This is a genomic window from Arthrobacter sp. 3Tela_A, from assembly GCF_049311025.1.
GTDB lineage: Bacteria > Actinomycetota > Actinomycetes > Actinomycetales > Micrococcaceae > Arthrobacter_B.
Window position 1 is genome coordinate 24675 of sequence record NZ_JAXIOM010000027.1, and the last position, 23458, is coordinate 48132.

The following is a 23458-nucleotide window of genomic DNA, read 5'->3' on the forward strand; positions in this document are numbered from 1 at the left end:
TGGTTAGACTGGTAGCCGCAGGCTGCGTACCTTTGCCTGCAGCATCCCTTTACTCACCATCCACATCAACACGGCCGGAAACAGGTAAGAACGGTACATGTCGAATTCCATACCGGGGACGGACTCCCCAGACAACGCGGCACCCAATCCGCTCGACGAGTCAGCCATCGCGGCTGCCGTTGATTCAGCGCTCGCAGCCATCGCCTCTGCAGCGGACCTGGATGCCCTCAAGGACGTCCGCATCGCCGTCACCGGCGAGAAGTCCCCGCTGTCCCTGGCCAACCGCCAGATCGGCGGACTGCCCAAGGACCAGAAAGCCGCCGCCGGCAAGGTAGTCGGCCCGGCCCGCGGCCGAATCAACCAGGCGCTCGCCGCCCGCACCGTTGAGCTTGAAGCTGAGCGCGACGCCCGGATCCTCGTCGAGGAAGCCGTAGACGTCACCGCAGCTCCGCGCCGCCGCCGCATGGGCGGACGCCACCCGCTCTCCACCCTGCAGGACCGCGTCAGCGACATCTTCGTGGGCATGGGCTGGGAAATTGCCGAGGGCCCCGAGGTTGAATCCGAATGGTTCAATTTCGACGCCCTGAACTTCAAGCCGGACCACCCTGCCCGCGAAATGCAGGACACCTTCTTCGTGGAGCCTCCCGAGGCGCACCTGGTGATGCGCACGCACACCTCCCCGGTGCAGGTCCGCTCAATGCTCGAGCGTGAACTGCCCATCTACGTGCTGTGCCCCGGCAAAGTGTTCCGCACCGATGAACTCGACGCCACTCACACGCCCGTGTTCCACCAGTTCGAAGGCCTCGCGATCGACAAGGGCCTCACGATGGCAGACCTGGTCGGCACCCTAGAGCACTTCACGCGGGTGCTGTTCGGGGACGAAGCCAAGGTGCGGCTGCGCCCGAACTACTTCCCGTTCACCGAGCCCAGCGCCGAGCTGGACATCTGGCACCCCGGTGCCAAGGGCGGTCCGCGCTGGATCGAGTGGGGCGGCTGCGGCATGGTCAACCCCAACGTGCTGCGCGCCGCGGGAATCGATCCCGAGGTCTATTCAGGTTTTGCCTTTGGCATGGGCATTGAACGTGCCCTCATGTTCCGCAACGAAGTATCCGACATGCGGGACATGATCGAAGGCGACGTACGTTTCAGCGAACACTTCGGGATGGAGATCTAAGTGAGAATCCCACTTTCCTGGCTGCGCGAGTACGCCCAGGTACCGGCGGACGCAACCGCCGAAGACGTCATGTCCGAACTGGTGAAGGTCGGTCTTGAGGAAGAGGACGTCCACCGTCCCACCGACGAACTGCAGGGCCCGATAGTTGTTGGCCAGGTGCTCTCCAAAGAGCCCGAGCCGCAGAAGAACGGCAAGACCATCAACTGGTGCTCCGTCCGTGTGGTGCCGGAGGGTGCTGAGCAGACGCTGACCGGTGACGGTATTGACCCGTCCGGCGTGCAGGGCATCGTCTGCGGTGCGCACAACTTCGAGGTGGGGGACAAGGTTGTTGTCACCCTGCCCGGCGCCGTGCTGCCCGGAGACTTCCGGATCAGCCCGCGCAAGACCTACGGCCACGTCTCGGCCGGCATGATCGCATCCGTGCGTGAACTCGGCATTGGCGAAGACCACGACGGCATCCTGGTGCTTTCCACCCTGGGACTTGATCCCGAGGTCGGCACCGACGCGATGGAACTGCTGGGCCTCTACGACCAGGCCGCGGAAATCAACGTCACCCCGGATCGCGGCTACGTCTTCTCCATCCGCGGCGCTGCACGCGAGTACGCCCACGCCACCGGCACCAAGTTCACCGACCCCGCCGCCACGGTGGAGGTTCCGGAAGCCGACGGCGCCGGGTATCCGGTGCGACTGGCCGACGAAGCCCCGATCTACGGCAAGGCCGGCTGCGACCGCTTTGTGGCCCGCACCGTCCGCGGCGTGGACCCCACCCGCCCCACGCCGCCGTGGATGTCTTCACGCCTGCGCCTGGCCGGCATGCGGTCCATCTCGCTGGTCGTGGACATCTCCAACTACGTGATGCTCGAGCTCGGCCAGCCGCTGCACTTCTACGACCTGGACAAGCTCACCGGCGAAATCGTGGTCCGCCGCGCCAACCCGGGCGAGACCCTGAAGACCCTCGATGACAAGGTCCGCACGCTGGACCCCGAAGACCTGCTGATCACTGACGGCTCCGGTGCCATTGGCATCGCCGGCGTGATGGGCGGAAACGCCACCGAGGTCTCCGACGCCACGCAGAACGTCCTGATTGAAGCCGCCCACTTCGAGGAAGTCTCGATTGGACGTTCGCGCCGCCGCCACAAACTCCCGTCCGAAGCGTCCAAGCGCTTCGAGCGCGGCGTTGACTGGCATGTCGCGGACATCGCGGCACAGCGCGCCGTCGACCTGCTGGTGGAACTGGCCGGCGGCACCGCCGACGCGTCCATCACCGACGCCGGCACCGCACCGGAGACCCGCAGCATTTTCCTGCCCGCGGACTTCCCGGCCAAGCTGATCGGCCTGGAGTTCACCGAGGACCAGATCACCGGCACGCTCACCGACCTGGGTGCAGACGTTGAAAAGGCCGACGGCGGCTTCCGGGTGATTCCCCCGAGCTGGCGGACCGACCTGGAAACCCGCGAGGACCTCACCGAGGAAATCATCCGGCTGGTGGGCTACGACAAGATCCCCTCCACCCTTCCGGTTGCTCCTCCCGGCCGAGGCCTGACCCGCGTCCAGCAGCAGCGGCGCCGCCTGCAGCAGTCCCTCGCGGCGTCGGGCCTGACCGAGGTGCTGTCCTACCCCTTCGTCACAGAAGCGGACAACAACACCTTCGGCACCCCGGTGGCCGGCGAAGAGCGCCCGGCGGTCAAGCTGGCCAACCCGCTCTCCGCCGAGTTCGGCTACCTGCGCACCTCGGTGCTGCCGGGCCTGTTCGACGTCGCCAAGCGGAACCTCTCGCGCGGCTTCCGTGACCTGGCGCTTTTCGAATCTGCACTGGTCTTCCTGCCCGGTGAGCAGAACGGCACCGAGTCGATTCCGCCGCTGGGCATCAAGCCGTCAGAGGAAGTCCTGGACGGCCTGTACAACGGCATTCCGGACCAGCCGCTGCATATCGGCGTGCTGTTTACTGGCCACGAATCACCCGCCGGCGCCGGCCACACCCCGCGCGCCTGGGATTGGGCCGACGCCGTCGACACCGCCCGGCTCATGGGTGACGTGCTCGGCGTCGAACTGGTGATCAGCCAGGGCGAACACCAGGCATTCCATCCGGGACGCACTGCCAAGATCTCGCTGCGCAGCGGCGAAACCGTTGGCTACGCCGGCGAGCTGCACCCGAAGCTGCTCGCGGCCCGGGATATGCCGGCCCGCACCGTGGCGCTGGAGCTCAATGCCGACGCACTGTTCGACGCCGCACCGGACGTGATCGTGGCGAAGGAGATCTCCACGTTCCCGGCCACCACGCAGGATGTGGCGCTCATTGTGGGCGAAGACATCCCGGCCGAGGCTGTGCTGGAAACCCTGCGTGAAGGTGCCGGCGATCTGCTGGAAGACATCGCGCTGTTCGACGTCTACACCGGCAAGGGCATCGAGCCGGGGCACAAGTCCCTGGCCTTCGCACTGCGTTTCCGTGCTCCGGACCGGACGCTGACCGCCGACGAGGCCTCGGAATCCCGGGCCGCCGCCGTCGCGCTGGCTGCCGAGCGTTTTGGTGCCGTGCAGCGGTAGTTCCACCTGAAAGCGCAAAGCCCCGCCGGAATCTTCCGGCGGGGCTTTGTGCGTTTTTGCTAGCTTGTAGCGGGTGAGCGCTCTTTCCCGCCCCGGCACCTGGTACCTCTTCGACTACGGCATGGTGATCTCCGCCGCGCCGCTTCCGGAAGACTGGGACGCGCTTCGGGAAGCCACCGGACTGGATCTCCAGCCAGCGTCGAGTCCCTATTGGGCCACCCGGCTCGAGTACGACGGCGGCGGGCTAAGCCCCGCGGATTACTGGGCTTCGGTCCTCGGCCGGCGTGTGGATGAGAACGAGCTGGCCCGGCTCGAGGAGCTCGACGCCCGGCAGTGGTCCCGGCTCAATCCCCGTACCCAACAAGTGCTGGAGTTCCTGGCCGGGGAAGGCGCGCAGCTGGCCCTGCTCTCAAACATGCCTGCGGAGATGTCCTACCGGTACGAGTCGGAGGCGTCCTGGCCGGCGTTCTTTGCTGCCCGCTATTTCAGCGGCCGGCTGGGCATGGTCAAACCGGATGAGCGGATCTACCGGCACGTCCTTGACGGCCTGGGTGCAGCCCCCGAAGACGTGGTCTTCATCGACGACAATCCGGCGAATATCGAAGCAGCCAAGGCGTTAGGCATGCAAGTGGTGCTGCACGCGGAGGGCACGGACCTGCGGCAGGAATTTGCTCTGCTCGCCGATCCGGGCTAGCCGCCCCGCGACGTACGCCCCACGGCGAGCCACCAGTCCAGAGCTTCATCGTCCGCGATGATGTCCATGGGAACGTTCATCCATCCTTCGCCCATCGGACGGCCCGCGCCCATGAAGGCAGGCTGGCCGCCGACGGCGAGCAGCTCCCGGTAATCCGCCGGATCCACACAAACCAGCAGGTTCCCGTCCCGGCCAGCCGACACCGTCAGACGTCCGTCCACCATAAAAGCCACGCCGCCGAACATGTTTTTCTCCCGGACGTCTTGGTGGGAGGCAAGGCTCGCCCGGATGCGCTGGGCCAGGGTCTCCTGCGCCGGGTCCGACTGCATAATCCTGCCGCCTTTCAGTGAGGACGGTTGCCCACGGGATCTGCCGAACTGGTTTTCCGGTTCGCCACCAGGAGCGGGGCGGTCATTCCCATGCCAATCAGCAGATATCCGATCGCTATCCAACCGTGCCCCGGAATCGAGCTGACGTAAAGAGCTACGGGGACGACGACTACTCCCAGCAACAGCAGAGTTCCCGCCAGGCGCTTGCCTGTTGGTTGGAATGTGCGGAAGGTTTCGTGTCTTGCGGCGGCCCGGCGGTCCCTGATCACCTGGAGGGCAGCGGCGAGCCCGGTGAATAGCAGCATCAGCTGGGCCGCCTGTGCGTCGGGCGGCAGCCCGAGCAGGTTGCCGCTCAGAATGCCGGCAGCGGCGAGTGCGATGCTGACGGCGTCGACCTGCGCGACCCGATCCGGGCCTTGTGCGCTCATCATGGGGTCGAGTCTCGCACAAACGCGCGGCGCCCGCAGTGCAGCCGAGGTATCGGACACGGGGCGGGGGATGCGCGGTGATTCTGCTGCCGGTTCAGGAAGATCCGACCGGTTCGCACTTCTGCTGCCGCTTGGATCAGGCAGCAACCCCCCAAACCGGCGACAGAACCCGGATCTGCTCCGCTTTGTGCAGATCGCTCCGCGGCATATCGGAGCGATTGCCACAAAGTGGAGCGGAACCGGCAAGCCGGCAGCGGGCTAGACGCTGACAAACAGTTTCAAGTCCGAGGCTCGATGCTGAAGAGTTCGCCCGGCGTGGTTTCCAGAGCGTCGCAGACGGCTGTCAAGGTGGTGAACCGAACGGCCTTGGCCTTGTTCGTTTTGAGGATGGAAAGGTTTGCCATGGTTATGCCGGTCCGCACTGAAAGCTCAGTCAACGTCATTCCCCGCTGGAGCAGCACCTTATCCAGATGGCACACCACTCGGTGGCCGCTGGCTGGCTCGGCAGCGGATCGAGTGTCAGACAAGTCCGTCCGTCTCTTCCTGCAGCCGTCCGCCTGCCTTGAAAGCGCTGGAGAGCGCCAGGCCAACGACGCCGCTGGTGATCATGAAGTACGGCCACCGGGGAGCGTCGGTGCTGATTACTGCGTAATCCGCGCCGAGCGGGAAACCTTCGGTGCCGAAATTGCTCGCCACCTCAAAGACGGCCCGGTTTGCCGTAGCGTCGAGCGTGCCGTACAGAAGCCCAGCTCCAATCAGGAGAAAGCTAAGGGCCAGTAGATTCTTCCGTACCCGCGCTGTGAACGGCCGTCCGGCAGAGATTTCCCGCAGGACTCTCGCGATGAGGAACGCAGCCACCAGTGCCAGGACAATGTAAAGCAGTGCAGGGGTCGCACACAGCACGCGCAGCCACAACGGAATATCCACCAGATAGCCAACTGCACCCTCACGGAGTTCGGCCTGATTGATTTGGGGGAGCATAACGAGCTGCACCCGCGGATCAGCACCCCCGAAGGCCAACGGAGTCCGGCCGAAGATCGTCACGAATGCCTCCGCAGCACTACCGAGTGCTGCGAGGCAGGCAACGATCCAAACCGAGAACACCGCCAACTGGACGGACTTCGGTTTTCTGGTGTGCGTCAGGCTGGCCATCATTCCCCCATATCGATTGTCAATAATATTGATAAACGATATGACGGGTTGGTGCGGATGGCAACACTGTCGAGAGAATCGGGATCGCTCCGGTTTGTGCATTTCCTCCGCGGCGTACCGGAGCGTTTGTCACAAAGCGGAGCGAATCCCGAGGCAGCGCCAGGGGAAAGGAGACGGCAACAATCGGACCAGACGCTACGGAACCAGCAGCACCTTGCCGGTCGTCTTCCGGCCCTCAAGGTCCTCATGCGCCCGGGCAGCGTCGGCCAGTGGATAGGTTGCACCAATCCGCACATCCAGGGTTCCGGCCTCCACCATTTCGAACAGCTCACGCGCACGCCACTGGCGCTCCTCGGCGCTGAGCAGGTAATCCCTTATGGTCGGCCGGGTCAGGTAGAGCGAGCCCAGGGCGTTCAGCCGCTGGATGTCGAACGGAGGCACCTGGCCCGACGCTCCGCCGAACAGCACCATCATTCCGCGCGGGCGCAGGCTGGCCAGAGAACCGTCGAACGTGGCCTTCCCGACGCCGTCGAACACCACGTCCACGCCGCGCCCGTCCGTCAGCTCGCGCACCCGGTCAGCGAAACCGTCGTAGCGCAGCACATGGTCCGCACCGGCCGCAGAGGCCAGTGCTTCCTTCTCATCCGTGGAAACGGTGGTGATCACCGTGGCGCCCTTGGCCTTCAGCAGCTGGGTCAGCAGCAGGCCGACGCCGCCGGCTCCGGCGTGCGTCAGGACGGTTTCCCCGGCCTGGACGGGGTAGGTGGAGTTGCACAGGTAATGCGCCGTCATGCCCTGCAGGGGAAGGGCCGCAGCCACCTCGCTGCTTACGCCCCGGGGAACGGGCAGGGCCTTGGACGCATCCAGCAGCATGTATTCCGAATAGGCGCCGCCGCCTTCGGCCGTGGCCACCCGATCCCCGTCGCTGAAAGCGGCTACGTCCACGCCCGCCTGGACTACGGTGCCGGCGGCTTCGGAACCCGGAATGAAGGGATAGTCCATCTTGTAGACACCGCTGCGCTGGTACGTGTCAATGAAGTTCACGCCCGTGGCCGCGACCTTCACCAGCAGCTCGTTGGGGCCGGGGACCGGAAGATCCACGTTTTCATAGCGCAGGATTTCGGGTCCGCCCGCTTTCGGGACGACAATGGCCTTATGCATGGAATGCCTCTTCCGATGGATTGGCGGCAATAAACGGGTACGCGAATCCATCGTAGGACGGCGGCCGCCGGGAGGCACGGATACCCGCCCGCCGGAGTCACATTGCATAATTATGAAGCCTCATGCATAAAACTGCTGTAGGGTGGTTGGCATGACGATTTCCGTAGCTGTATCAGGTGCCAGCGGCTATGCCGGCGGCGAGGTCCTGCGCCTGCTCGCAGGCCATCCCGGCGTCGAAATTGGTGCCATCACCGCGCACAGCAACGCCGGTTCCAGGCTCGGCGAACTCCAGCCGCACCTGCATGCCCTCGCTGACCGGATCCTGGTGGACACCACCGTTGAAAACCTGACCGGGCACGACGTCGTTTTCCTGGCCCTGCCGCACGGCGCCAGCGCTGAGATCGCTGCGCAGCTGCCGGAAAGCACCCTGGTGATCGACGCCGGCGCCGACCACCGGCTCACCGATCCCGCCGCGTGGGAAAAGTTCTACGGCTCCCCGCACGCCGGGTCCTGGCCCTACGGCCTGCCCGAACTCCCCGGCCACCGCGAAATCCTCCGCGGCGCACGCCGGATCGCCGTTCCCGGCTGCTATCCCACGTCCTCGCTGCTGGCCCTGGCGCCCGGTTTCGCGGCCGGCCTGCTGGAGTCCGACGACGTCGTCATCGTGGCCGCGTCCGGCACCTCCGGCGCGGGCAAGGCTGCCAAGCCGCACCTGCTCGGTTCCGAAGTGATGGGCGGCATGAGCCCCTACGGCGTAGGAGGCGGGCACCGGCACACCCCGGAAATCGAACAGGGCCTCTCCGCCGCGGCGGGGGAGCAGGTCTCCATTTCCTTTACCCCGACGCTGGCCCCCATGGCGCGCGGCATCCTCACCACCACAACGGCGAAGGTCCGCCCCGGCGTCGACGCCGCAGACCTGCGTTCAGCCTGGGAAGCGGCCTACGCCGATGAACCGTTTGTCCGGGTGCTGCCCGAAGGCCAGTGGCCCGCCACCAAGATGGTGGTCGGCTCCAACTACGCCGCCCTGCAGCTCGCCTATGATCCGCACGCCGGCCGCGTGATTGTCTCCGCCGTGATCGACAACCTCACCAAGGGCACCGCCGGCGGCGCCGTCCAGTCCATGAACATTGCCCTTGGCCTCGAAGAGACCACTGGGCTCACCCTGCAGGGAGTAGCACCGTAATGAGCACCAACGCAGCAGCAGGCATCACCGCACCGGCAGGGTTCCGTGCCGCCGGCGTCACCGCTGGCCTCAAGGCTTCCGGTGGACGCGACGTCGCACTGGTGGTCAATGACGGTCCCGCCAAGGCAGCAGCAGCAGTCTTCACCCGAAACCGTGTCGCCGCAGCACCTGTGCACTGGTCACGGCAGGCCATCTCCGACGGCCGGGCCGATGCCGTATTCCTGAACTCCGGCGGCGCCAACGCCTGCACCGGGCCGCAGGGTTTCCAGAACACCCACGCCACCGCAGAGAAGGTTGCTGACCTGCTCGGCATTTCCGCGAACGACGTTCTGGTCTGCTCCACCGGCCTGATCGGCGAGCAGCTGCCCATGGACAAGCTCCTCCCGGGCGCCGAAGCTGCCGCAGCCGCCCTGGATTCCGACGGCGGCGCCCTCGCTGCCGAAGCGATCATGACCACGGACACGGTCTCCAAGCAGGCAGTCTTCACCGGAACCGGATACAGCATTGGCGGCATGGCCAAGGGCGCCGGCATGCTGGCACCGGGCCTGGCCACCATGCTGGTGGTCCTGACCACGGACGCGGACCTCGACGCCGCTGCCCTGGATGCGGCGCTGCGCGCCGCCACCGCCGTCACGTTCGACCGCACCGACTCCGACGGCTGCATGTCCACTAACGACACGGTGATCCTCATGGCTTCCGGCGCTTCCGGCGCTACACCGGACACCGAGGAGTTCACCCGCGGACTCACCGAGGTGTGCCACTCGCTGGCCCAGCAGCTGATCACCGACGCCGAGGGCGCCAGCCACGACATCGCGATCACCACGGTCAACGCGGCCACGGTGGCCGACGCCGAGAACGCCTCCCGCGCCGTTGCCCGTTCCAACCTGTTCAAGACCGCGATCTTCGGCAACGACCCGAACTGGGGCCGCGTGCTCTCCGCCGTCGGCACCACCGACGCAGCCTTCGAACCTGACCAGATCAACGTCACCATCAACGGCGTGCAGGTCTGCCGCGGCGGCGGCATCGGAGATCCGCGCGAAAACGTTGACCTCACCGGCCGTGCCGTGAGCGTCGAAATCGACCTGGCCGCCGGCACCGAGTCCGCAACCATTTGGACGAACGACCTGACCACCGACTACGTCCACGAAAACTCGGCGTACAGCAGCTAGGCAGGAAGAGGAGCATGAGCACAGCCACCCAGCAGGACCAGGCAGCGGCGCAGGACAAGGCCGCCACCCTGATCGAGGCACTGCCCTGGATCCAGCGCTTCGCCGGCAGCACCATCGTGATCAAGTACGGCGGCAACGCCATGATCAACGATGAACTGCGCCAGGCGTTCGCCGAGGACATCGTCTTCCTCCACCACGTGGGCGTCCATCCCGTTGTGGTGCACGGCGGCGGACCGCAGATCAGTGCCCTGCTGGACCGGCTCGGCATTGAATCCGAGTTCAAGGGCGGACTGCGCGTCACCACCCCCGAAGCCATGGACGCTGTCCGCATGGTGCTTACCGGGCAGGTGGGCCGCGAACTGGTCGGCCTGGTCAACTCCCACGGACCCTACGCCGTCGGCCTCTCCGGCGAAGACGGCGGGCTGCTGCAGGCCGTCCGCACCGGAACCGTGATTGACGGCGAAGAAGTGGACCTGGGTCTCGTCGGCGAAGTGGTGGGTGTAAACCCCGGCGCCATCCTGGACCTCATCGAAGCCGGCCGGATCCCGGTGATTTCCACGGTGGCCCCGGAAATCGGCGCCGACGGCAACCCCACCGGGCAGGTGCTCAACGTCAACGCGGACACCGCAGCGGCCGCCCTGGCTGTGGCGCTGGGAGCCTGCCGCCTGGTGGTCCTGACCGACGTCGAAGGCCTCTACGCCAACTGGCCGGACAAGTCCTCGCTGATCTCCGCCCTCACCGCCGGCGAACTGCGGGACATGCTGCCGACCCTTGAATCGGGCATGATCCCCAAGATGGAAGCCTGCCTGGCCGCCGTGGACGGGGGAGTGGACCGCGCCGCGGTCGTCGACGGGCGCATGGCCCACTCGATGCTGCTGGAAGTCTTCACCACCGCCGGCATCGGCACCCAGATCATTCCGGACGGAGCAGAAGCATGAGCACCCCGACTACGCCCGCAGATACTGCGGCCTCCTCGCTGGTTGATGCCTCCGGCTCAGGCAGCGAATGGCTCGCCCGCTACACCGACTCGTTGATGAACGTCTTCGGCACCCCGCAGCGCGTCCTGGTCCGAGGCGAGGGCTGCACCGTCTGGGACGCTGACGGCAACGCCTACCTGGACCTGCTCGGCGGCATCGCCGTCAACGCCCTGGGCCACGCCCACCCGTTTGTCACCTCGGTGGTCGCCGGCCAGCTCAACACCCTGGGACACATCTCCAACTTCTTCACCAGCCCCACCCAGGTGGCCCTCGCGGAAAAGCTGCTGCAGCTGGCCCAGGCCCCGGCCGGCTCCAAGGTCTTCTTCGCCAACTCCGGCACCGAGGCGATCGAAGCCGCCTTCAAGCTGGCCCGGCGCAATTCCACCGGGGAACGCACCCGGATCATCGCCATGGACCGTGCCTTCCACGGCCGGACCATGGGTGCCCTGGCACTGACCGCCAAGGCGGCCTACCGGGAGCCGTTCGAACCGCTGCCCGGCGGCGTCGAGCACATCCCGTACGGCGACGTCGAGGCGCTGCGTGCCGCTGTGGATGAGACTGTCGCGGCTGTGTTCATCGAACCGATCCAGGGTGAAGCCGGTGTGCAGGTGCCGCCGGCCGGTTACCTGGAAGCCGCCCGGCAGATCACGCGCGACGCCGGTGCGCTGCTGGTGTTCGACGAAGTGCAGACCGGAATCGGGCGCACCGGGCGCTGGTTTGCCTCCGAAGGTGTGCTGCCGGACGCGATGACCGTGGCCAAGGGACTGGGCAGCGGCTTCCCAATCGGCGGGCTGATCACCTTCGGCCCCGAGGTCTCCGCCCTGCTGACCCCCGGCCAGCATGGAACCACCTTCGGCGGAAACCCCGTGGCAACCGCCGCCGCACTGGCCACGCTGTCCGCGATCGAAACCGACAACGTCATGGCGAACGTACAGGCCACCGGCGACTTCCTGCGCGAGGGCCTGCGCGCCGTGGACGGTGTCACCGAAGTCCGCGGCGAGGGCCTGCTGATCGGCATCGACCTGGCTCCGGACCTCGACGGCGCAGCTCCCGCAGCCGTTCAGGCAGCGCTGGACGCCGGGTTCATCATCAACGCCACCGGCCCGGCCACCCTGCGCCTGGCACCCCCGCTGATCCTCACCACCGACCAGGCAGCAACCTTCCTGGACAAGCTTCCCGCCATCCTGCAGGCCGCCGCGGCCACGACGATTGGACAGTCATGACCCGCCACTTCCTCGTTGACACTGACCTGACCCAGGCCGAACAGGCCGAAGTCCTCGACCTCGCAGACGCCCTGAAGAAGGACCGCTGGAAGTACCAGCCCTACGCCGGTGAAGGCTCCGGCCGGCAGACCGTCGCCGTCATCTTCGACAAGACCTCCACCCGCACCCGGGTGTCCTTCGCCGCCGGCATCTCCGATCTGGGCGGCGTGCCGCTGATCATCGGCGCGGGGGAATCCCAGCTGGGCCACAAGGAATCCATCACGGACACGGCCAAGGTCATGGAGCGTATGGTCTCAACCATCGTCTGGCGGACCTATGCCCAGTCCGGGCTGGAGGAAATGGCTGCGAACTCCTCCGTTCCGGTCATCAATGCGCTTTCCGATGACTACCACCCCTGCCAGCTGCTGGCGGACCTGATGACCATCCGCGAGCACAAGGGCACCCTGGCCGGCCTGACCCTGACCTACTTGGGCGACTGCGCCAACAACATGGCCAACTCCTACCTGCTCGCCGGCGTCACCGCCGGGATGCACGTCCGGGTCGCCGGACCGGTGGGCTACCTGCCGGATCCGAAGATCGTCGACGCCGCGGCCGCCCGTGCCGAGGAAACCGGCGGATCCGTGCTGATCACCACCGATGCGGCGGAGGCACTGGCCGGAGCCGACGTCGTCGCCACGGACACCTGGGTCTCCATGGGCCAGGAAGAGGAGAAGGCTGAACGGCAGGAGCTGTTCCGGGACTACGCCGTGGACAGTGCCGCCATGGCGCAGGCCGCGGAGAACGCCGTCGTACTTCACTGCCTGCCCGCCTACCGAGGCTACGAGATTTCCGCCGACGTGATCGACGGCCCGCAGTCCGTGGTCTGGGACGAGGCTGAGAACCGGCTGCATGCCCAGAAGGCACTGATGGTCTGGCTGATGGCGCGGTCCGGTCTCACCGGAATCCCGGAGGAAGCGGCATGACCATGCCCACCACCAAGACGGCCCGGCAGGCGCGCATCCGTGCGCTGCTCACCGGGCGGTCGGTGCGGTCGCAGGCAGAGCTCGCCGCTCTGCTGGCGGACGATGGTGTGCAGGTCAACCAGGCCACGCTCTCCCGCGACCTGGTGGAACTCGGTGCCGTGCGCATGCGCGGCAAGGACGGCGTGCTGGTGTACGCCGTGCCCGCCGAGGGCGGGGAACGCACACCGCAGTCCGGGATTCGCCAGGAAGTGCTGGACGCGCGGCTGGCCCGCCTGTGCGGAGAACTGCTGGTCACCGCCGAGGCATCCGGGAACATCGTGGTGCTGCGCACTCCTCCCGGTGCGGCTAACTTCCTGGCCCTGGCGATCGACCACTCGATCATGCCGTCCATCCTGGGCACCCTGGCCGGGGATGACACCGTGCTGCTGGTGACCCGGGAGCCCGACGGCGGTGCGGAGCTGGCTGCGCGTTTCCTTTCCATCGCGGACGAGGCAACCGCCAGCGGGCAGGCACCTGACAATCGCATACTGTAGAAGCTGGTCCCGGGCAGGAAATCCCCGCAGCTTCCCCCTGTTTTCACAACCAACCCGCAGCCTGCGCGCTGCACCAATCGCAAGAGGAGCACATTCGTGAGCGAACGTATTGTTCTGGCCTACTCAGGTGGCCTGGATACGTCAGTGGCCATCGGCTGGATCGCCGAGGCCACCGGCGCCGAGGTTATCGCCGTGGCGGTCGACGTCGGACAGGGTGGCGAGTCGCTTGAGACCATCCGCCAGCGTGCCCTCGACTGCGGCGCCGTCGAAGCCTACGTGGCTGACGCCCGCGACGAGTTCGCGGCCGAGTACTGCATGCCGGCACTGCAGGCCAACGCCCTGTACATGGATTCCTACCCGCTGGTTTCCGCGCTTTCCCGCCCGGTAATCGTCAAGCACCTGGTTGCCGCTGCACGCCAGTTCGGCGCGACCACCGTCTCCCACGGCTGCACCGGCAAGGGCAACGACCAGGTCCGCTTCGAAGTCGGCATCCAGACCCTGGGCCCGGACCTGAAGTGCATCGCCCCGGTCCGCGACCTGGCCCTGACCCGCGACAAGGCCATTGCCTTCGCCGAGGAGAAGAACCTGCCGATCGTCACCACCAAGAAGAACCCGTTCTCCATCGACGCCAACGTCTGGGGACGCGCCGTGGAAACCGGCTTCCTGGAAGACATCTGGAACGGCCCCACCCCGGACGTCTACGAGTACACCGCCGATCCGGCCTCCGGCATCGCCGCTGACGAAGTTGTCATCACCTTCAAGGAAGGCGTTCCGGTGGCCATCGACGGCAAGCCCGTCACCCCGCTGCAGGCCATCGAGGAGATGAACCGCCGCGCCGGCGCCCAGGGCATCGGCCGGATCGACATCGTCGAAGACCGCCTGGTGGGCATCAAGAGCCGCGAAATCTACGAAGCCCCCGGCGCCATGGCCCTGATGGCCGCGCACCGCGAGCTCGAGAACGTCACGGTGGAGCGCGAGCAGGCCCGCTTCAAGAAGACGGTCGGCCAGCGCTGGACCGAACTGGTCTACGACGGCCAGTGGTTCTCCCCGCTGAAGAACTCCCTGGACGCCTTCATCGAAGACACCCAGAAGTACGTCTCCGGCGACATCCGCATGGACCTGCACGCAGGCCGCGCCACCGTCACCGGTCGCCGCTCGGAGTCCTCGCTGTACGACTTCAACCTCGCCACCTACGACACCGGCGACACCTTCGACCAGTCGATGGCCCGCGGGTTCATCGAACTGTTCGGCATGTCCTCCAAGGTGGCCTCCGGCCGCGACCAGCGTTTGGCAGAAGGTAAGTAAGAAATGAGTAACGGCAAGCCGTCAATCGAATCCCAGCCTGGAGCCGGCGGCTCCACGGTCCAGGGTGCACTGTGGGGCGGCCGCTTCGCCGGCGGTCCGGCCGACGCACTGGCAGCCCTGAGCAAGTCCACCCACTTCGACTGGCGGCTTGCCGGCTACGACATCGCCGGTTCCCGGGCACACGCCCGGGTGCTGCACAAGGCAGGCCTGCTCGACGACGCCGAGCTGGCCGGCATGCTGGAAGCACTGGACGCGCTCGACGCCGATGTGCGCTCGGGCGCCTACCTCCCGGCAGAGTCGGACGAGGACGTGCACGGCTCCCTGGAACGCGGGCTGATCGAACGCGCCGGACCGCAGCTGGGCGGAAAGCTCCGCGCCGGCCGGTCCCGCAACGACCAGATCGCCACGCTGGGCCGGATGTACCTGCGCGACCACGCCCGGATCATCGCCGCCGGTGTGCTGGCCACGGTCGATTCCCTGGTGGAGCAGGCCGAAAAGCACCTCGGTGTCGCCATGCCCGGCCGCACCCACCTGCAGCACGCCCAGCCGGTGCTGCTCAGCCACCACCTGCTGGCCCACGCCTGGGCCCTGCTGCGCGACGTGCAGCGCCTGGCCGACTGGGACAAGCGCGCAGCGGTGTCCCCCTACGGGTCCGGCGCACTGGCCGGTTCCTCCCTCGGACTGGACCCCAACGCCGTTGCCGCGGACCTGGGCTTCGACTCCGCAGCCTGGAACTCGATCGACGGCACCGCCTCGCGCGACGTCTACGCCGAGTTCGCATGGATTGCCGCCATGATCGGCGTCGACCTGTCCCGGATCAGCGAGGAAATCATCCTCTGGGCCACCAAGGAATTCTCCTTCGTCACGCTCGATGACGCCTTCTCCACCGGCTCCTCGATCATGCCGCAGAAGAAGAACCCGGATGTGGCTGAACTGGCCCGCGGCAAGGCCGGCCGCCTCATTGGAGACTTGACCGGACTGCTGGCCACGCTCAAGGGCCTGCCGCTGGCGTACAACCGGGACCTGCAGGAAGACAAGGAACCGGTCTTCGACGCAACGGACACGCTGGAGCTGCTGCTGCCGGCCGTCTCCGGCATGATCGCCACCCTGGTCTTCAACACTGAGCGCATGCAGTCCCTGGCTCCGCAGGGCTTCGCACTGGCCACGGATATCGCCGAATGGCTGGTCCGCCAGGGCGTGCCGTTCCGCGAGGCGCACGAGCTCTCGGGTGCCGCCGTGAAGCTCGCCGAAACCCGCGGCGTCGAACTCTGGGACCTGAGCGATGAAGACTACGCCGGGATCTCCGAGCACCTCACTCCGGAAGTCCGGTCTGTGCTCTCCACTGAGGGTTCGCTGGACAGCCGGAGTTCGCAGGGCGGGACTGCACGTTCGGCCGTGGAATCGCAGCTGGCTGAACTGAAGAAGCAGCTCGACGCCGCGCGCGCCTTCGCTGCCTAACCTTCCCCATCGAGAGGCCAGTTACGGCCGGTTTGAGCCCTCAAACCAGCCGTAACTGGCCTTTCGTGTATCCGATGGGCGCTAGCGTGGAGCCATGCCCAACCCGAACCTGCGCCGCACGCTGCGGGCGCTGCCCGACTTCGCTCCCAACCTGCCCACATTCGACCCCGAGGCTGCACCGGAAGACCCGGCGGAGCTGTTCCTGGTCTGGCTGGAGGAAGCACTCGCGGCGGGTGTGCCCCAGCCGCATGCCTTCTCCCTCGCCACGGCCGACACCGCCGGGAACCTTTCGTCCCGCATGCTCATCCTGAAGGACCTCGACGCCGACGGCTGGCACTTCGCCACCTCGCGTTCCTCCCGGAAGGGACGCGAACTGGAGCAGAACCCCCGCGCCGCAATGAACTTCTACTGGTACGCGCAGGGCCGCCAGGTGCGGGTGGCCGGTAACGTGGTGCAGCTCAGCACCGAGGCCTCCGCCCGGGACTGGGACGAACGCCCGGGCGCTGACGGCACGGAGAACCCGTCCTGGCAGCTCTACGCATTGTCACCCCGGGAAGTCGAGTTCTGGCAGGCCGCTCCGCAAAGCCGGCACATCCGCCACCGGTACGAGCTCTAGGCACTCTGCCGCACGCCCGGGACAAGGAGTGCGCACCCCCTCCCGCCCGGCGGCTGCCGCCGCTAGCCTGAAATGGTCCGCATCCCACGTCCAGGAAGGCCGGGCCATGGCTGAAAGCCCATCACCGTCCAGCAGCAGCGAATCCCGGCCGGTTCCCGAGGGCCGGATCGAAAAGGTCACCGACGGGTGGGTGCTGGCGTTCGACAAGCAGCTTGATTACCCCACCGCCCATATCTGGGATGTCCTGACCAACCCGCAGAAGGTGGAACAATGGCTGGGCCCCATCCATCCCGACTGGGAGCTGGGCAAGGAATACACGCTGGAGAAGGGCGGCAGCGGGGTCTCCGGGACCGTCCTGCAGCTCAACCCGCGTTCCAGCCTGCAAATCAGCTGGGATGACGAACTGGGCGAGGAATCAGTCCTGGACTGGCAGGTCCTGGAGTCCGACGGCGGTTCGCTGCTGACTTTCCGCGCGCATTCGGATACTGCGGATTTCCTGGCCGAAGGCAGCGCCGGCTGGCAGGGCATCATGGGCGCGTTTGCCGCCGTCGCCGCCGGAAACCCGCCGCCGCAAGAGGAACCGGGCGACTGGGAGGCTTTGCGGGACGCGTACTCCCGGGAGTTCGACGTCAGTCCCACGATGGGCAAGGTAGTGGACAACCCGGATGGCAGGAGTCTTGAGTTCGAACGCTGGTACAACGCGCCGGCCGAGGACGTGGGCGCTGCCCTCGAAAGTTCCAGCGGCAACTTGGGCATTGGCGAAGAAGCGGTCATCGAAGTGCGCGACGACGACGGGCTGGCCAAAGTGTACGTCCGCCAGCGGGTGCAGGGCGGGACCACCGAAGACACCGCGGCGCTGATGGCCGCCTGGCACCTGGCCCTGGATTCGGCGGCGATCCGGCTGCAAGGCGATACGCCGCATCCCAATTCCCACCGGCTGCGGGCACTCGAAGCGCTCTACCGCACAGCCCTCTGAGTTTTTTGCAGCGGCCGTCCGGCCCTTACGGTAAGGGCATGGACGTTTCCGATGCCCGCAGCCTCCTGGCCGTCCCCGCTACCGAAGCAGCTCCCTGGCTGTTGGGTGCCGTCCTGCACCGGGAATCGCCTGAGGGGCCGGTAGCTGTCCGCATCACCGAGGTGGAGGCCTACCTGGGCGAAGCGGATCCCGGTTCGCATGCCTTCCGCGGCCAGTCCGCGCGCAACTCCACCATGTTTGGTCCCGCCGGGCACCTCTACGTCTACTTCACCTACGGCATGCACTACTGCGCCAACGTGGTCTGCGGTGAGGAGGGCCAGGCCACCGGCCTCCTGCTGCGGGCCGGTGAGATCGTCGAGGGGAAGCCGGTTGCACGGCTCCGCCGCAAGGAACCCAGGACGGACCTTGACCTGGCCCGCGGCCCTGCCCGGCTGGCCCAGGCCCTGGGCATCAACCGGGAACTGAACGGCGCTGACGTCTTCACCGAACCCCTGCGGCTCGAGCTTCCGCCCGAACCGGCGGACGCTGCTCTGATCTCCCGCGGCCCGCGGGTGGGGGTCAGCGGCGAGGGTGGGGGAGAGGCCTACCCCTGGCGCTACTGGCTTACGGGCGAACCCACCGTCTCCAAGTACCGGGGGGGCCCGGCGGGGGGGGCGCCCCCCCCCCGCGCCCCCCCCGCGACCGCCAAAACGTCCTAAGCCACGGCCACATGTGACCAGCGGCGCAGTCCCGGAATAACACCGGGCAGGCTAGTCCGGGCCCCGGCCCGGTAAGGTAGATGGGTGAAAGACGAAGCTTCAGCCCCCCTTGCCGGCTCAGCTGCACCGGCAGAATCCATCCTCGAAACCATTGACCGCCTCTGCGCAGTGGTGCCGAATTACCCGACGCCGGGGGTGACGTTCCGCGACCTGACTCCGGTCTTCGCTGACGGACCGGCGCTGCGCGGCATGGTCGATGCCCTGCTGGCCGAGTTCGAAGGATCCTTCGACTACGTTGCCGGCGTCGAAGCCCGCGGCTTCCTGCTTGCTGCTGCCGCCGCCTACGCCTCCGGACACGGTGTCATCACTGTCCGCAAGCCGGGGAAGCTGCCGCGCCCCACCTACAGCGAGACGTATTCAATGGAATACGGCACGAACAGCCTCGAAGTGCACATCGGTGACATTCCGCACGGCTCCCGTGTACTGGTCCTTGACGATGTCCTGGCCACCGGCGGCACCCTGGGCGCCACCGCCCGGCTCATCGAACGGGCCGGTTCCAGCGTCGCCGGCATCGGCGTCGTACTGGAACTCGACGGACTTGGCGGCCGCGAAAACCTGGCCGGTTATAACGTCCACTCGCTGCGCACTTACTAGCCTTTTGCCCCCGGGCAGCCCGCCGATAGGCCGCACTCTGGACAGGGCATACAAAATGTGCCGATGCGGGGTAAACTTGACGGTCTGCCTTTGCGAGAGGGAACGCGAACATGCCTGAAGTATCTTCGGCCCATACGGAGCTGGAAAACGAGCGCCAATACGTGGCCGGCTTGTACCACCGGCTCGATGAGCTGCGCGAGGAAAAACGTGAGCAGCTGGCCCAGGTGCGCCGCAGCCACTCCGCGGGGTCACACCAGAACCGGTCCGAACGCGACGCGTTCGCGACGATGTACGAAGACCGGCTTGCGCAGCTGATGGCCGTCGATGACCGCCTGGTCTTCGGCCGGCTGGACCTCGACGACGGCGAGACCCGCTACATCGGCCGCATCGGCCTTTCCACAGCGGACCTGCAGCGCCTCATGGTTGACTGGCGTGCCCCGGAAGCGGGCACCTTCTACCAGGCAACAGCCTTCGAACGGCAGGGCGTGCGACGCCGCCGTCACCTGATGCTCAAGGGCCGCGAGGTCCAGGGCCTCGAAGACGACGTGCTGGACTATTCAATGCTCGAAGAAGGCCAGGACCTGCAGGGTGAAGGCGCGCTGCTGGCGGCCCTGAACTCCAAGCGGACCGGCCAGATGTCGGACATCGTCGGCACTATCCAGGCTGAGCAGGACCGCATCATCCGTGCGCCGCTGCCGGGAACACTGGTGGTCCAGGGCGGACCGGGCACCGGCAAAACCGCCGTCGCCCTCCACCGGGCCGCGTATCTGCTCTACACCCACCGCGAACGGCTGAAGTCCGCCGGCGTCCTGCTGGTTGGCCCGTCCAACGCCTTCATCCGCTACATCGAACGTGTGCTGCCCTCCCTGGGCGAAACCGGCGTCGTGATGTCCAGCCTTGGGCAGCTTATGCCAGGCATTGCAGCCACCGGTGAAGAAACTCCCGCAGCTGCGGAGATCAAGGGCCGGCTCGCGATGGCCGACGTCGTTGCCCGCGCCGTTGCCAACCGCCAGCGGAACTTCACCGAGCCGCGGCGCCTTAACATTGAAGGCACCTGGGTCACCCTTACTCCCAAGCAGGTGGCCCGTGCCCGTGACCGTGCCCGTGCCACCGGCAAGCCGCACAATGAGGCGCGCGTGACGTTCGTAAAGATCCTGCTGCGCGAGCTCACCGACCAGATGACGGAAATCCTCGAAGAGTCAGCAGGTGCCGGCAACAGCACTGACCGCGCATATCTGGCCGAGGACGTGCGCAGCTCACGCGATGTGCGGGTAGCGCTGAACCTGTGCTGGATGCCGATGACGCCGGAAAAGCTCATCAGTGAACTCTTCAGCAAACCGGGCCAGCTGGAAGCTGCCGCTCCGGAACTGACCGACGCCGAGCTGGACGCGCTGCGCCGCAGCCCGGACGCTCCGTGGACCGAGGCCGATGTGCCGCTGCTCGACGAGGCCGCGGAACTGCTCGGCGACCTGGACGCTTCCGCCGGCCGGGACAGCGCCGCGCTGGAAGAAGCCCGCAAGCGGGACCTGGCCAACGCCGAGCGCGCGATCGAAAACACCGAAGGTTTCCTGGAAGATTCAGGTGCCCACGGCATCCTCTCCGCAGAGGACCTGGCCAATCACAATATGGCCACCGAGCAGCGGCTCACCGCCGCGGACCGCGCCGCCGTCGACCGCACCTGGGCCTTTGGCCACGTGGTGGTGGACGAGGCGCAGGAACTCTCGGCCATGCAGTGGCGGCTGCTGATGCGCCGCTGCCCGCTGAAATCCTTCACCGTGGTGGGCGACATCGCGCAGACCTCCTCCGCAGCCGGAGCCACCTCGTGGCAGCAGGCCCTGGCGCCGTTCGTGGGGGAGCGGTGGACGCTTGAAGAACTGACCGTCAACTACCGCACGCCGGCGCAGATCGCCGAGGCCGCGGTCCGCATGGCCAATGCGGCAGGGCTGGTGGTCTCCGCTCCCAAGGCCGTGCGCGAAGGACAGTGGGCGCCGTTCCTGGACACTGTTCCCGAGGGCGGACTGCTGCCGAGGCTGCTTGAGACGCTCCCGGAGGATCTGGCCGCGATTGAGGGCGGTCTCCTGGCTGTGATCACCGAGGAGCACCGGCTGGAAACCGTCCGCAGGGAAGTTACGGCGCTGTACGGAAACCGGGTGGGTACCGGTGCCGGCGGCCTGAGCCAGGACATCGTGGTCATCTCCCCGCGGGAGGCCAAGGGGCTGGAGTTCGACGCCGTCGTCATCCTTGAACCGTCCGAACTGCTTACCGCGGCCGCCGGAAAGGTGGGAGATCTGTACGTTGCCATGACCCGTCCCACACAGCGACTGCGTCTTATTGCGGAGCATGGCATTCCGGCGGGCATCGACGGCAGTGAATCCTGATAATTTAGAAGGCGTGCCACAGAATACCCAGACCTCCGAGGGCCTTGCTGCCCAGCAGAACGATCCGAGCTTTGCCAACATCTGGCAGGAACTGAAATGGCGTGGGCTGATCAAGCTCTCCACCGATGAGGCGGAACTTGAAAAGCTGCTCGCCGGGGACCCGGTCACGTATTACTGCGGCTTTGATCCCACAGCGCCCAGCCTCCACCTGGGCAACCTCGTGCAGCTGCTCACGATGCGCCGCCTCCAGCTGGCCGGCCACCGGCCCCTGGCGCTGGTGGGCGGATCCACCGGTCTGGTCGGCGACCCGCGCCCGACGGCGGAACGCACCATGAACACCAAAGAAACGGTGAATGAGTGGGTTGGCTACCTGCAGGGACAGGTGCAGCGCTTCCTCAGCTTTGAGGGCGAGAACTCCGCCCGCATGGTGAACAACCTGGACTGGACGGCGCCGATGAGCGCCATCGATTTTCTGCGGGACATCGGCAAGCACTTCCGGGTGGGCACCATGATCAAGAAGGAAATCGTTGCCTCCCGCCTGAACTCTGACGAAGGCATCTCCTACGCGGAGTTCAGCTACCAGGTGCTTCAGGGCATGGATTACCTCCAGCTCTTCCGCGACTACAACTGCGTGCTGGAAACCGGCGGATCGGACCAGTGGGGCAACCTGACCTCCGGCACCGAGCTGGTGCGCAAGGTTGAAGGCGCCACGGTGCATGCACTGGGCACTCCGCTGATCACCAACTCCGACGGCACCAAGTTCGGCAAGAGCGAAGGCAACGCCGTCTGGCTGGACGGATCCATGACCAGCCCGTACGCCATGTTCCAGTTCTGGCTGAACACCGCCGACGCCGATGTGATCGACCGGCTGAAGGTCTTCACCTTCCGCACCAAGGCGGAAATCGAAGAACTGGAGCGCTCGGTAAAGGAAGCGCCGCACAAGCGGGAGGCTCAGCGCGCCCTGGCCTATGACGTGACCTCCCTGGTCCACGGCACGGAAGCCACCGAGAAGGTCATTGCTGCTTCGGCTGCCCTGTTCGGACAGGGATCGCTTGAAGAACTCGATGAAGCGACGTTGACTGCGGCCACGGCGGAACTTCCGCGGGCCGAGGTGGATTCAGCCGGCCTGGGCATCATCGACCTCCTGGTTGCCACCGGACTGTCGAAGACCAACTCCGAGGCACGGCGGACCATCACCGAAGGCGGCGCCTACGTGAACAACCGCAAGGTCACCGAGATTGACGCGGTGATCACCGAGTCAGAGCTGCTGCACGGCAAGTACCTGCTGCTGCGCCGCGGTAAGCGCAACCTGGCGACGGCCGTGGTCACAGACCAGTAGTACGTGAAAGTGAGAGGCCGGTTCCCATCGGGGAGCCGGCCTCCTGCCGTTTACGGGCGCCGCTGCTGCTTGCGGCCCGGCAGGCACTTTTGTGGCCGATGGTTGGGGTGCAGAGCGTCACACGAAGCCGGCTTGCACGGGCGCCCGGGGGTGTGTAAAGTAATTGGAGTCGCCGCGGTTGGGGCGCCGGAAGCTAGATCTTCCGGAGATCCCCGGGACGGTGGCCAAACCACACAAAACAAAAAGCTGGTTCACGGCTACGCTGTGAAAGAGCTTCGTTTTCGCGTGGAATCATCTAATTGTTTCGAGCAAATTTCGGGAAATTCACCGAATTGCGGAAAACGAAAAGATGGAATATGCTGGTAAAACACCACAGCGGCGCGAAAAGAAAAGAAAGTTCCTGGTTGGGAATGGTTTTTCTGAGTAGGCCGGATGTGCCTGTTGTTTGAGAACTCAATAGTGTGCCAAGTTTATTGATACCGATTATTTATTGATTGGTTGAATT

Annotated in this window: 22 protein-coding genes; 17 read left to right on the forward strand and 5 right to left on the reverse strand. The window is 66.3% G+C overall.

Going from position 1 to position 23458, the window contains the following annotated elements:
• Positions 1-97 precede the first annotated feature (97 nt).
• From pheS to TVC13_RS09730, 3 genes are all read left to right on the forward strand, one after another.
• The gene (pheS, locus tag TVC13_RS09720; protein ID WP_400488415.1) at positions 98-1174 is read left to right on the forward strand and encodes a phenylalanine--tRNA ligase subunit alpha; all 1077 of its coding nucleotides are present in this window, start codon (positions 98-100) and stop codon (positions 1172-1174) included.
• A complete protein-coding gene (gene pheT / locus TVC13_RS09725; protein ID WP_422401012.1) occupies positions 1175-3718 on the forward strand; it encodes a phenylalanine--tRNA ligase subunit beta in 2544 nt (847 codons plus the stop codon). It abuts the gene before it with no gap.
• Between the two features lie 73 nt (positions 3719-3791).
• Complete coding sequence (locus tag TVC13_RS09730) at positions 3792-4412, forward strand: HAD family hydrolase (protein ID WP_422401013.1); 621 nt, start codon at positions 3792-3794, stop codon at positions 4410-4412.
• Here TVC13_RS09730 and TVC13_RS09735 read toward each other — a convergent pair.
• From TVC13_RS09735 to TVC13_RS09755, 5 genes are all read right to left on the reverse strand, one after another.
• The gene (locus tag TVC13_RS09735; RefSeq protein WP_422401014.1) at positions 4409-4741 is read right to left on the reverse strand and encodes a TfoX/Sxy family protein; all 333 of its coding nucleotides are present in this window, start codon (positions 4739-4741) and stop codon (positions 4409-4411) included. The genes TVC13_RS09730 and TVC13_RS09735 overlap by 4 nt on opposite strands.
• A gap of 14 nt (positions 4742-4755) precedes the next feature.
• Positions 4756-5172: a hypothetical protein gene (locus TVC13_RS09740; protein ID WP_152228437.1), complete on the reverse strand. Its 417-nt coding sequence runs from the start codon at positions 5170-5172 to the stop codon at positions 4756-4758.
• A 275-nt stretch (positions 5173-5447) separates the two neighbouring features.
• Positions 5448-5651 carry a helix-turn-helix domain-containing protein gene (locus TVC13_RS09745; protein WP_321164372.1) on the reverse strand — a complete coding sequence of 68 codons (204 nt, stop codon included), beginning with the start codon at positions 5649-5651 and terminating at the stop codon, positions 5448-5450.
• A 37-nt stretch (positions 5652-5688) separates the two neighbouring features.
• Positions 5689-6213: a hypothetical protein gene (locus tag TVC13_RS09750; protein ID WP_422401015.1), complete on the reverse strand. Its 525-nt coding sequence runs from the start codon at positions 6211-6213 to the stop codon at positions 5689-5691.
• 303 nt (positions 6214-6516) lie between these two features.
• Complete coding sequence (locus TVC13_RS09755) at positions 6517-7482, reverse strand: quinone oxidoreductase family protein (protein WP_422401016.1); 966 nt, start codon at positions 7480-7482, stop codon at positions 6517-6519.
• A gap of 151 nt (positions 7483-7633) precedes the next feature.
• Between TVC13_RS09755 and argC the strand changes: the two genes are divergently transcribed.
• From argC to tyrS, 14 genes are all read left to right on the forward strand, one after another.
• Positions 7634-8665, forward strand: coding sequence for an N-acetyl-gamma-glutamyl-phosphate reductase (gene argC, locus TVC13_RS09760; protein ID WP_422401017.1), 1032 nt, complete (start codon positions 7634-7636; stop codon positions 8663-8665).
• Positions 8665-9834 carry a bifunctional glutamate N-acetyltransferase/amino-acid acetyltransferase ArgJ gene (gene argJ / locus TVC13_RS09765; protein WP_422401018.1) on the forward strand — a complete coding sequence of 390 codons (1170 nt, stop codon included), beginning with the start codon at positions 8665-8667 and terminating at the stop codon, positions 9832-9834. Before argC ends, argJ begins: the two co-directional genes overlap by 1 nt.
• Before the next feature lie 14 nt (positions 9835-9848).
• On the forward strand, positions 9849-10772 hold the full coding sequence (gene argB / locus TVC13_RS09770; RefSeq protein WP_422401019.1) for an acetylglutamate kinase: 924 nt from the start codon (positions 9849-9851) through the stop codon (positions 10770-10772).
• The gene (locus tag TVC13_RS09775) at positions 10769-12034 is read left to right on the forward strand and encodes an acetylornithine transaminase (RefSeq protein WP_422401020.1); all 1266 of its coding nucleotides are present in this window, start codon (positions 10769-10771) and stop codon (positions 12032-12034) included. Before argB ends, TVC13_RS09775 begins: the two co-directional genes overlap by 4 nt.
• Positions 12031-12996 (forward strand): ornithine carbamoyltransferase, encoded by a 966-nt coding sequence (gene argF / locus TVC13_RS09780; RefSeq protein ID WP_422401021.1) that lies wholly within the window; start codon positions 12031-12033, stop codon positions 12994-12996. Before TVC13_RS09775 ends, argF begins: the two co-directional genes overlap by 4 nt.
• Positions 12993-13529 carry an arginine repressor gene (locus TVC13_RS09785; RefSeq protein ID WP_422401022.1) on the forward strand — a complete coding sequence of 179 codons (537 nt, stop codon included), beginning with the start codon at positions 12993-12995 and terminating at the stop codon, positions 13527-13529. The genes argF and TVC13_RS09785 overlap by 4 nt, the downstream gene beginning before the upstream one ends.
• A 96-nt stretch (positions 13530-13625) precedes the next feature.
• Positions 13626-14834, forward strand: coding sequence for an argininosuccinate synthase (locus TVC13_RS09790; RefSeq protein WP_152228427.1), 1209 nt, complete (start codon positions 13626-13628; stop codon positions 14832-14834).
• A gap of 3 nt (positions 14835-14837) precedes the next feature.
• Positions 14838-16292, forward strand: a complete 1455-nt coding sequence (argH, locus tag TVC13_RS09795) for an argininosuccinate lyase (protein WP_422401023.1) — start codon at positions 14838-14840, stop codon at positions 16290-16292.
• A 94-nt stretch (positions 16293-16386) separates the two neighbouring features.
• Positions 16387-16908: a pyridoxine/pyridoxamine 5'-phosphate oxidase gene (locus TVC13_RS09800; protein WP_422401024.1), complete on the forward strand. Its 522-nt coding sequence runs from the start codon at positions 16387-16389 to the stop codon at positions 16906-16908.
• Positions 16909-17014: 106 nt separating this feature from the next.
• A complete protein-coding gene (locus TVC13_RS09805; protein WP_422401025.1) occupies positions 17015-17884 on the forward strand; it encodes an SRPBCC domain-containing protein in 870 nt (289 codons plus the stop codon).
• A 38-nt stretch (positions 17885-17922) separates the two neighbouring features.
• Positions 17923-18582 (forward strand): DNA-3-methyladenine glycosylase, encoded by a 660-nt coding sequence (locus TVC13_RS09810; protein WP_422401026.1) that lies wholly within the window; start codon positions 17923-17925, stop codon positions 18580-18582.
• Positions 18583-18666: 84 nt separating this feature from the next.
• The gene (locus TVC13_RS09815; RefSeq protein ID WP_422401027.1) at positions 18667-19236 is read left to right on the forward strand and encodes an adenine phosphoribosyltransferase; all 570 of its coding nucleotides are present in this window, start codon (positions 18667-18669) and stop codon (positions 19234-19236) included.
• Between the two features lie 110 nt (positions 19237-19346).
• Positions 19347-21614 carry a UvrD-helicase domain-containing protein gene (locus TVC13_RS09820; protein WP_422401028.1) on the forward strand — a complete coding sequence of 756 codons (2268 nt, stop codon included), beginning with the start codon at positions 19347-19349 and terminating at the stop codon, positions 21612-21614.
• Between the two features lie 13 nt (positions 21615-21627).
• The gene (gene tyrS, locus TVC13_RS09825; RefSeq protein ID WP_422401029.1) at positions 21628-22953 is read left to right on the forward strand and encodes a tyrosine--tRNA ligase; all 1326 of its coding nucleotides are present in this window, start codon (positions 21628-21630) and stop codon (positions 22951-22953) included.
• The last annotated feature ends 505 nt before the right edge of the window (positions 22954-23458 follow it).

What these genes read in the sequence shown, in the direction of transcription:
- pheS (WP_400488415.1), top strand. Translation starts at nt 98, where the DNA reads ATGTCGAATTCCATACCGGGGACGGACTCCCCAGACAACGCGGCACCC.
- TVC13_RS09735 (WP_422401014.1), bottom strand. Translation starts at nt 4,741, where the DNA reads ATGCAGTCGGACCCGGCGCAGGAGACCCTGGCCCAGCGCATCCGGGCG.
- TVC13_RS09740 (WP_152228437.1), bottom strand. Translation starts at nt 5,172, where the DNA reads ATGATGAGCGCACAAGGCCCGGATCGGGTCGCGCAGGTCGACGCCGTC.
- TVC13_RS09755 (WP_422401016.1), bottom strand. Translation starts at nt 7,482, where the DNA reads ATGCATAAGGCCATTGTCGTCCCGAAAGCGGGCGGACCCGAAATCCTG.
- argC (WP_422401017.1), top strand. Translation starts at nt 7,634, where the DNA reads ATGACGATTTCCGTAGCTGTATCAGGTGCCAGCGGCTATGCCGGCGGC.
- argJ (WP_422401018.1), top strand. Translation starts at nt 8,665, where the DNA reads ATGAGCACCAACGCAGCAGCAGGCATCACCGCACCGGCAGGGTTCCGT.
- argB (WP_422401019.1), top strand. Translation starts at nt 9,849, where the DNA reads ATGAGCACAGCCACCCAGCAGGACCAGGCAGCGGCGCAGGACAAGGCC.
- TVC13_RS09775 (WP_422401020.1), top strand. Translation starts at nt 10,769, where the DNA reads ATGAGCACCCCGACTACGCCCGCAGATACTGCGGCCTCCTCGCTGGTT.
- argF (WP_422401021.1), top strand. Translation starts at nt 12,031, where the DNA reads ATGACCCGCCACTTCCTCGTTGACACTGACCTGACCCAGGCCGAACAG.
- TVC13_RS09785 (WP_422401022.1), top strand. Translation starts at nt 12,993, where the DNA reads ATGACCATGCCCACCACCAAGACGGCCCGGCAGGCGCGCATCCGTGCG.
- argH (WP_422401023.1), top strand. Translation starts at nt 14,838, where the DNA reads ATGAGTAACGGCAAGCCGTCAATCGAATCCCAGCCTGGAGCCGGCGGC.
- TVC13_RS09800 (WP_422401024.1), top strand. Translation starts at nt 16,387, where the DNA reads ATGCCCAACCCGAACCTGCGCCGCACGCTGCGGGCGCTGCCCGACTTC.
- TVC13_RS09805 (WP_422401025.1), top strand. Translation starts at nt 17,015, where the DNA reads ATGGCTGAAAGCCCATCACCGTCCAGCAGCAGCGAATCCCGGCCGGTT.
- TVC13_RS09810 (WP_422401026.1), top strand. Translation starts at nt 17,923, where the DNA reads ATGGACGTTTCCGATGCCCGCAGCCTCCTGGCCGTCCCCGCTACCGAA.
- TVC13_RS09820 (WP_422401028.1), top strand. Translation starts at nt 19,347, where the DNA reads ATGCCTGAAGTATCTTCGGCCCATACGGAGCTGGAAAACGAGCGCCAA.